At 71.9% G+C, this 7,359-nt stretch carries 7 protein-coding genes; 3 read left to right on the top strand and 4 right to left on the bottom strand.

All coding sequences use genetic code 11. The features are described from left to right. Together G6021_RS11170 and G6021_RS11175 are read left to right on the top strand one after the other, a co-directional pair. Positions 1–686: hypothetical protein (locus G6021_RS11170; RefSeq protein WP_182641303.1), on the top strand; the 686-nt coding region annotated here is incomplete at its 5' end. A gap of 8 nt (positions 687–694) precedes the next feature. Next, positions 695–2,011, top strand: a complete 1,317-nt coding sequence (locus G6021_RS11175; RefSeq protein ID WP_179524805.1) for an AarF/ABC1/UbiB kinase family protein — start codon at positions 695–697, stop codon at positions 2,009–2,011. Positions 2,012–2,032: 21 nt separating this feature from the next. Here the strand turns inward: G6021_RS11175 and G6021_RS11180 are convergent, their stop codons facing one another. After that, complete coding sequence (locus G6021_RS11180; protein WP_338404176.1) at positions 2,033–4,153, bottom strand: ATP-dependent DNA helicase UvrD2; 2,121 nt, start codon at positions 4,151–4,153, stop codon at positions 2,033–2,035. An 85-nt stretch (positions 4,154–4,238) separates the two neighbouring features. Between G6021_RS11180 and G6021_RS11185 the strand changes: the two genes are divergently transcribed. After that, positions 4,239–4,511 carry a mycoredoxin gene (locus tag G6021_RS11185; RefSeq protein WP_179524804.1) on the top strand — a complete coding sequence of 91 codons (273 nt, stop codon included), beginning with the start codon at positions 4,239–4,241 and terminating at the stop codon, positions 4,509–4,511. On the opposite strand, the gene nudC is transcribed toward G6021_RS11185, so the two are convergent. The 3 genes from nudC to G6021_RS11200 all read right to left on the bottom strand — a co-directional run. Further along, on the bottom strand, positions 4,508–5,422 hold the full coding sequence (gene nudC, locus G6021_RS11190) for an NAD(+) diphosphatase (protein ID WP_182641304.1): 915 nt from the start codon (positions 5,420–5,422) through the stop codon (positions 4,508–4,510). The genes G6021_RS11185 and nudC overlap by 4 nt on opposite strands. A gap of 98 nt (positions 5,423–5,520) precedes the next feature. Continuing rightward, positions 5,521–6,600, bottom strand: a complete 1,080-nt coding sequence (locus tag G6021_RS11195) for a potassium channel family protein (protein ID WP_179524802.1) — start codon at positions 6,598–6,600, stop codon at positions 5,521–5,523. Between the two features lie 62 nt (positions 6,601–6,662). Beyond that, positions 6,663–7,359 (bottom strand): PD-(D/E)XK nuclease family protein (locus G6021_RS11200; RefSeq protein ID WP_182641305.1); only part of this gene is annotated, 697 nt, incomplete at its 5' end.

The raw sequence follows: 7,359 nt of genomic DNA on the forward strand, positions 1-7,359 counted from the left end.
TCGCCAGGATCCTGGCCCGCCTGGCCGAGCTCGGCCACGTCCGGCTCACCGGCCCGGACGTCGCCGCACCGGAGCCGGTGCCCACCCCGCGACCGACCGCCGTCCGACAGGTCCACATCCTCGGGAGGGGCCAGCTGTCAGAGGTGCTGCGTGGACCGCTGTCGGTCAACGGCTCCCGGGTCACGACCGGTCCCGACCCGGGACTGGCCTTCGACCGCGACCGTCCGCCCTGGACCCGCCGCGGCCCGACACCGGACCTGGTGATCCTGACCGGGTCGATCGCGGTGGATCCGGTGGTGGCCTCCGCCCTCACCCGCTCCGGTCAGGTGCATCTCCACGTGTACGCCCGCGACGGCCGGGTGGTGGTGGGGCCCACCGTGATCCCCGGGGCGAGTCCGTGTCTGCGGTGCGTGGACCTGTTCCGCGCCGGACGTGACCTGCGGTGGCCGTTCGTCGCCGCCCAGCTCGTCGGCCGATCCCCCTCAGCCGGAGTGCCCGCGCTCACGGCGGCAGCCGCCCTGGTCCTCGCCGAGGTCTCCGCCAGCCGTGAGGCCGACCGCCCACTCCAGACCATCGGGGCGTCCGTCGAGATCAATCCCGCCGAGGGGCTGTGGAGAAGGCTCGAATGGCCGTCCTCCGATCGCTGTACCTGCGGCGCGGCGACATATCGGCATCCTCTGTCATGATTGGAGGCGTGGCCGATCTCCCCCGCACCTCATCCCGCCGAGCAGCGCGCCTCGCAGGCCTGCCCCTGGGAATCGCCGGACGAGCCGCCGGGTCGCTGGGACGTCGAGCTCTGGGCAGGGGCGAGGGCGTACTGACCGAGGAGCTGGCCGACCAGGCGGCCGAACAGGTCTTCGCCGTGCTCGGAGAGCTCAAGGGCGGGGCGATGAAGGTGGGTCAGGCTCTCAGCGTGTTCGAGGCCGGGATGCCCGACAAGTACGCGGGCCCGTTCCGCGAGGCGCTCACCAAGCTCCAGGCCGAGGCTCCGCCGCTGCCCCCCGCCGAGGTCGAGCAGGTCCTCGACACCCAACTCGGCCTGCGGTGGCGGGAGCGGTTCGCCGAGTTCAACACCTCCGCGGCCGCCGCGGCCTCGATCGGGCAGGTGCACCGCGCGGTCTGGTCGGACGGTCGGGAGGTGGCGGTGAAGATCCAGTACCCCGGGGCCGACGAGGCGTTGCGCTCGGACCTCCGTCAGCTCCGACGTCTCTCCCCGCTCCTGCGGCCCCTCAACCCCGGCACCGACGTCAAAGGGGTCATCGACGAGTTGTACGACAGCGCCGTGGCCGAACTGGACTACCGGGGGGAGGCCGACACGCAGCGGGTGTTCGCCGCCGCGTTCCGCGACGACCCGCTGATCCGCGTCCCCGCCGTGCTCGCCTCCGCCCCGAAGGTCCTGGTCACCGAGTGGGCCGAGGGCCGCACGCTCGGCCGGATCGCCGCGAGCGGGACCCAGGAGGAGCGCGACCGGGCCGGTGGACTGCTGGCGGAGTTCCAGTTCTGTTCCCCCGCCCGCGCGCGGATGATGCACGGCGACCCGCACCCCGGCAACTTCCTCCTCGCGGACGACGGTCGGATGGTGGTGCTGGACTTCGGGGCGTCACTCCCGCTACCGGACGGCATGCCCGCGGTTCTCACCTCGATGATGCGGCTCGCGCTGGCCGGGGAGTCCGAGGAGCTGCTCGCCCTCATGACGCGCTCCGGGTACGTGGGCCGGGGCGGGTTGGACCCCGCGGACGCGATGGCCTTCCTCGGGCCCTTCATCGAGCCGATGCGCAAGCCCGAGTTCCACTTCGACCGCAAGTGGATGCAGGGGATCATGGCGGTGTACGGGGACGTCTCCGGCCGTGAGTTCCGGACCTCGCGGTCCTTCACGCTTCCCCGCGAATACGTCCTCATCCACCGAGTGCTCTCGGCCTCGGTGGGCATGCTGTGCCAGCTCGAGGCGACCGCCCCGTACCGGCAGATCGTCCATCGCTGGATGCCGGAGATCTTCCCCGACGAGGAGTGAGCCACTCCGGACCGGCCGGGATCAGCCCTCCCTGACCAGGCGGAGGACATCGTCCCCGTACTCGCCGAGCTTGTGCGCCCCGATCCCGCCGATGCGCCCGAGCGCCCGGGTGTCCGCGGGACGCTCGCGGGCGATCTGCACGAGAGTGTCGTTGGTGAACACCGTGTACGCGGGTTTGCCGATGCGTTCCGACGTCTCCCTGCGCCAGTCGCGCAGCCGCTCGAACAACCCGGTGTCGACCTCCACCGAGCAGTCGGGGCACGATCCCAGCGCCCGGTGCATCGGCCCGGTGAGCCGCTCCCCGCATCCGCGACAACGCCCCTTGTCCGGGGAGTCGGACGTCTGGCGGCTTCCCCCGGGCGCCGGTGCCGGGCGGACCGGGTCGAGGAAACGGCTGGGACGGCGAGTGGCGCGGCCCCCGGCCCGTCGGCTGCGGCTCCACGAGACGGACAGGTGCTCCCGTGCCCGGGTGACCCCCACGTACAGCAGTCGCCGCTCCTCCTCGATGGCGTCCGGCCCGGCCTTGATCGCGTGACTGATGGGCAGGCTGCCCTCGTGCACCCCGAGGAGGAACACCGCATCCCATTCGAGCCCCTTGGCGGCGTGGAACGACGCCAGGGTCACCCCGCGCTGGTCAGGGGCGTGCCTCGCGGCGGCGCGGGCTCTCAGACCGGCGACCACCGGGAGTAGTCCGGGGCGGTCCTCGGTGGTGGCGATCTCCTCCACGAGGCCCATCAGCGCGGTCAGCGACTCCCACTTCTCCCGGGCCTGGGCGCCCGACGGCTCGGCGGCCGTGAGACCCAACGGTTCCAGTGACGCCCGGATCACCCGCGCGACGTCGGTGGGGTCGGTGAGCGCGGAGTGCTCCTCCGTGACCGCCTCGTCGGTGCCGTCGACCAGTCTGTCGATCGCCGACATCGCGCGCCTGATCACCGTCCGGTCGAAGAAGCCCTCCCCACCCTTGAGCCGATAACCGATCCCCACCTCGTCCAGCGCGGCCTCGATGCGCTCCGACTGCGCGTTGACGCGGTAGAGGACCGCGACCTCCGAGGGGTCGAGCCCACCGTGGACCAGATCGGCGATCGCCCCGGCGACCGCCTCCGCCTCCGCGTCCTCGTCCGGATACTCGGTGAGGACGGGGTCGGGCCCCGCCGGACGCATTCCCCGGAGGGTGAGACCGGCTGATCGGAACCGCCCCGCGCCGGCCCCGATCACCGCGTTGGCCAGGTCGACCACCTGCGGGGTGGACCGGTAGTCCGACTCCAGGCGGACGACGGTCGCCTCCGGGTAGCGCTCGGCGAATCCGAGCAGATAGTCCGGATCGGCCCCGGCGAAGGAGTAGATGGTCTGGTTGACGTCGCCCACCACGGTGAGGTCGTCGCGCCGACCGAGCCAGGCCGACAGCAGGCGCTGCTGGGCGGGGGTGACGTCCTGGAACTCGTCCACCACGAAGCACCGGTAGCGGTCCCGGAACTCCTCCGCGATCGCCGGGACCTCCTCCACCAGTTCCGCCATGTGTCCCAGCAGATCGTCGAAGTCGAGCATGCGGACCGGGCCCGACACCTTGAGATCCTCGTACGCCCGGAACGCCCGCGCCACCTCCGGGGCGGGGGCCGGGAGGTCACGACTGAGTGCGACCGCCCGCTCGGCGTACGTGTCGGGGGTGAGCAGACTGGACTTGGCCCAGCCGATCTCGGTGAGGACGTCCCGGATCGTCTCCGTCGAGGGATCCAGCCCCACCCGGCGGACCGCCTGCGCGACCGCCCGGAACTGTCCGTCGAGCAGCTGCCAGGGTTCCTCGCCGTAGACCCGCGGCCAGAAGTAGGAGAGGTTGCGCAGGGCCGCCGAGTGGAAGGTCCGCGCCTGGACCGGCCCCGTCCCCGCGTCCGCCACGCCCAGCCCGGCGAGCCGCATGCGCAGTTCCCCTGCCGCGCGGGCGGTGAACGTGACGGCCAGGACCTGGTCCCCACGGACGTGTCCGGTGGTCACCAGGTGGGCGATGCGCCGGGTGATGGTGCGCGTCTTGCCGGTCCCCGCGCCCGCGAGGATGCAGACGGGTCCGCGGGGCGCCAGGACTGCCCGCCGCTGCTGGGGGTCCAGTCCGTCGAGGGCCGAGTCCCGGTCACGCCGCACGTCATCCACGCCACCATGGTGGCATCCGGCCCCGACACATCGCCGTGGGCCTCCCCCGGGATGATTCCCCGGTCTCCGAGCGTTGGACCCCGTCATGAGCGATCTCACGAACGATGCCGAGGCCCTGACCCTCTACACCACCACGTGGTGCCCCTTCTGTACCCGGCTCAAGAAGCTGCTGGACGAGAAGGAGATCGGTTACACGGAGATCGACGTGGACGCCGACGCCGAGGCCGCGGCGTTCGTCGAGAGCGTCAACGGCGGCAACCGCGTCGTCCCGACGGCGCTGTACTCGGACGGCACCACCGCCACCAACCCCCCGGCCTCCCAGGTGAGGGCCAAGCTCGCCGAGCTCGCGGACGCCTAACGGTCCACCGCGGCGACCCACGACCGGAGCATCACGTGGGCGATCGATACCGGTGGGGCCACCATGAGGTCGCCCCGTCCGTCGAGCGCGGCGCGGACCTCGTCGACGTCGAACCAGGCGGCCTCACTGATCTCCTCGTCCTCGAGCACGATCGGCGCGTCCGGGTCCCCGACCGCGTGGAAACCCACCATCAGTGAGCGGGGGAACGGCCAGGGTTGGCTGCCGAGGTAGCGGACCCGGTCGACCTCCACGCCGACCTCCTCCTTCACCTCGCGCCGGACACAACCCTCCAGGGACTCCCCCGCCTCCACGAATCCGGCGACGTGGGAGTACATCCCGGCCGGCCAGACCGGTTGACGTGCCAGGAGCACCCGGCGCCCACCGTCGTGGACCAGGCAGATCACGGCCGGGTCCGTGCGTGGGTACTCGGGTCCTCCGTGGAACGGGTCCTCGATGGCCCAGCCCGCGTCCACGCGGCGCGGATGGTGCTGCGGTTCCCGGCCCAGCACGGTGTCCCGGTGCCAGCCGAGCAGGGCGAGGGCCTGCGAGGCCAGTGAGCCGTCGCCCTCGACCAGGTCCGCTCCGGTCACCCGGAGTGACGCCACCGCCGGGTCATCGGGCAGCTCCTCCACGGGCAGGGCCCAGATGTGGCGCCCCTCGTCGGTACGCCCGAGGAACACCGCGGTCTCCGGCAGCTCCTCGGCGTGGTCCGACGCGGGTTCCAACCGGATGCGTCGACGGCCCCCGGCCGCCGGGTCCGTGGCGAACCGGTTGCGGCGGTCGACCCGCAGCACCCGCGCGGTGGCCCATCCCCGCGACAGACCGTCGACGTCCTGCCTGAGCGGCGCGGCCCGGTCGGGCGCGGCGACGGACAGCACGGGGTCGGAGTCGAGGCTGAAGTCCAGCGGCATGGTCGGGGTTCCTTCTCGCAGATCTTGAGGGAGCGGTCAGCGTGCCAGCCCGGCGGACGCCGCGGCCACCCGGACCGCCCGCGTCGCCGGCCCTGGTCTCAGCCCGAGACCATCTTGATGTAGAGCAGGCGGTCCCCGGTCTCCAGGGCGTCCGCCTCGGGTTCGTTGACCTTGATCAGCTGACCCTTGCGGACCACTCCCAGGACGAGCTCGGCCAGATGGCGCGGCGAGCCGCCGACCTCGGACTCCTCCACGCGCCGTTCGGCGATGGAGAACCCCTCGTCGGGGGTCAGCAGGTCCTCCATCATCCCCACGACGGTCGGGGTGATGGTCGCCAGGCCGAGCAGGCGCCCGGCCGTCTCGGCGGAGACCACCACGGAGTCCGCGCCCGACTGCTTCAGCAGATGCTTGTTATCCGACTCACGAACGGTGGCGACGATCTTGGCGTTGGGTGCCAGCTCGCGCGCGGTCAGCGTGACCAGCACCGCGGTGTCGTCGGAGTTGGTCGCCACCACCACGGCCGCGGCGCGGGTGACGCCCGCGAGCTTGAGGACGTCCGACCGGGTGGCCGAGCCCTGGACGGTGACCAGTCCGCGGGCGGCCGCGGACCTGAGTGCCTGGGGGTCGGTGTCGACCACGACGATGTCGTCGGGGGCGATCTCGTCGGCGAGCATCGCCGCGACGGCCGACCTTCCCTTGGTGCCGTAGCCGACGACGACGGTGTGGTTACGCACGAGGTTCCTCCAACGCTGGATCCTGAGGGCCTGACGGGACTGCTCGGTGAGCACCGACAGGGTGGTACCGACGAGCAGGATCAGGAAGAGCACGCGCAGCGGCGTGATCAGAATGGCGTTCAGCAGCCGCGCCTGCTGGGTGATCGGGGAGATGTCCCCGTAACCCGTGGTCGAGAGGGAGACGGTGGCGTAGTAGAAGGCGTCGACGACCGTGATCCGGCCGTCGGCCCCACCGCCGCCTTCATACCCCTCCTGATCGAGATACACCACGAGGGCCGCCAGGGCCAGCGTGAGCACGGCCATCAGGACGCGCTTGCCGATGAGCCGCCACGGGCTCTCGGCGTTCGCGGGGATGCTCACCACGCCCACGAGGATGTGGTCGGGGCTCTCGTCCAAGGGGTCGCTGCTGCGGACACGGGACGCGAGTGCGCGCTTCCTCACCATCGGCAGCTCCGTTCCGGGACGGGACCGCCGTCGATCATCGGGGTCACCGGGACCATCGTGGCCTATCGGTCACCGTCGGACAACAACCGGCCTCTCCCCGGTCCGGTGGAGAGGAGTCGGAGCAGCTCCTCCGCGTCGGGGAGATCGGCCGGTTCGACGGTCCTCCCGGCGCGGACGTAGTGGAAGGCGGCCCGGACCCTGTGGAGTTCGACCGGTCGTCCGAGCCTGGCGGAGAGGACTCTCGCCCACGCGTAGCGGTAGACCGCCAACTGGAGCGAGACCGCGGGCATCTCCCCGGGGCCAGGGACCCGCCCGGTCTTCCAGTCGACGACGATCCAGTCGTCCCCGTCCGCGAACACCGCGTCCATGCGGCCACGCAGCAGATGCTCCCCGAGTCCGACCTCGAACGGCACCTCCACCGCCTCGGGTGTCTGTCGGGCCCATCGCGACGATTCGAAGGCCTGCTGCAACGCCGTGAGGTCCGACTCCGACACACCGTCGACCGCGCCATGGTCCCCGGCGCCGGGGAGATCGTCGATGTCCAGCAGGTGGGTGGCCCCGAAGCGGTGTTCCAGCCACAGGTGGAACCGCGTTCCGCGACGGGCGAAGCGGTCGGGCCGGAACGGCACCGGTCGGCGGAGGCGATCGGTGAACGCGTCGGGATCGGTCGCCATGGCCACCACCTCACCCGCGGTCAGCCGCCGCGGCAGGACCACGGCGTCACGCTGCTCGGCGGCCCGGCGCGCATCCGCGAGCAGC

Origin of the sequence: Dietzia sp. CW19 (assembly GCF_014145265.1) — a bacterium.
GTDB classification, from domain to species: domain Bacteria; phylum Actinomycetota; class Actinomycetes; order Mycobacteriales; family Mycobacteriaceae; genus Dietzia; species Dietzia natronolimnaea.

Excerpts from the sequence above, each read along its gene's own strand:
- nudC (WP_182641304.1), bottom strand. The coding sequence starts at position 5,422 with ATGCCGCTGGACTTCAGCCTCGACTCCGACCCCGTGCTGTCCGTCGCC.
- G6021_RS11185 (WP_179524804.1), top strand. The coding sequence starts at position 4,239 with ATGAGCGATCTCACGAACGATGCCGAGGCCCTGACCCTCTACACCACC.
- G6021_RS11195 (WP_179524802.1), bottom strand. The coding sequence starts at position 6,600 with ATGGTGAGGAAGCGCGCACTCGCGTCCCGTGTCCGCAGCAGCGACCCC.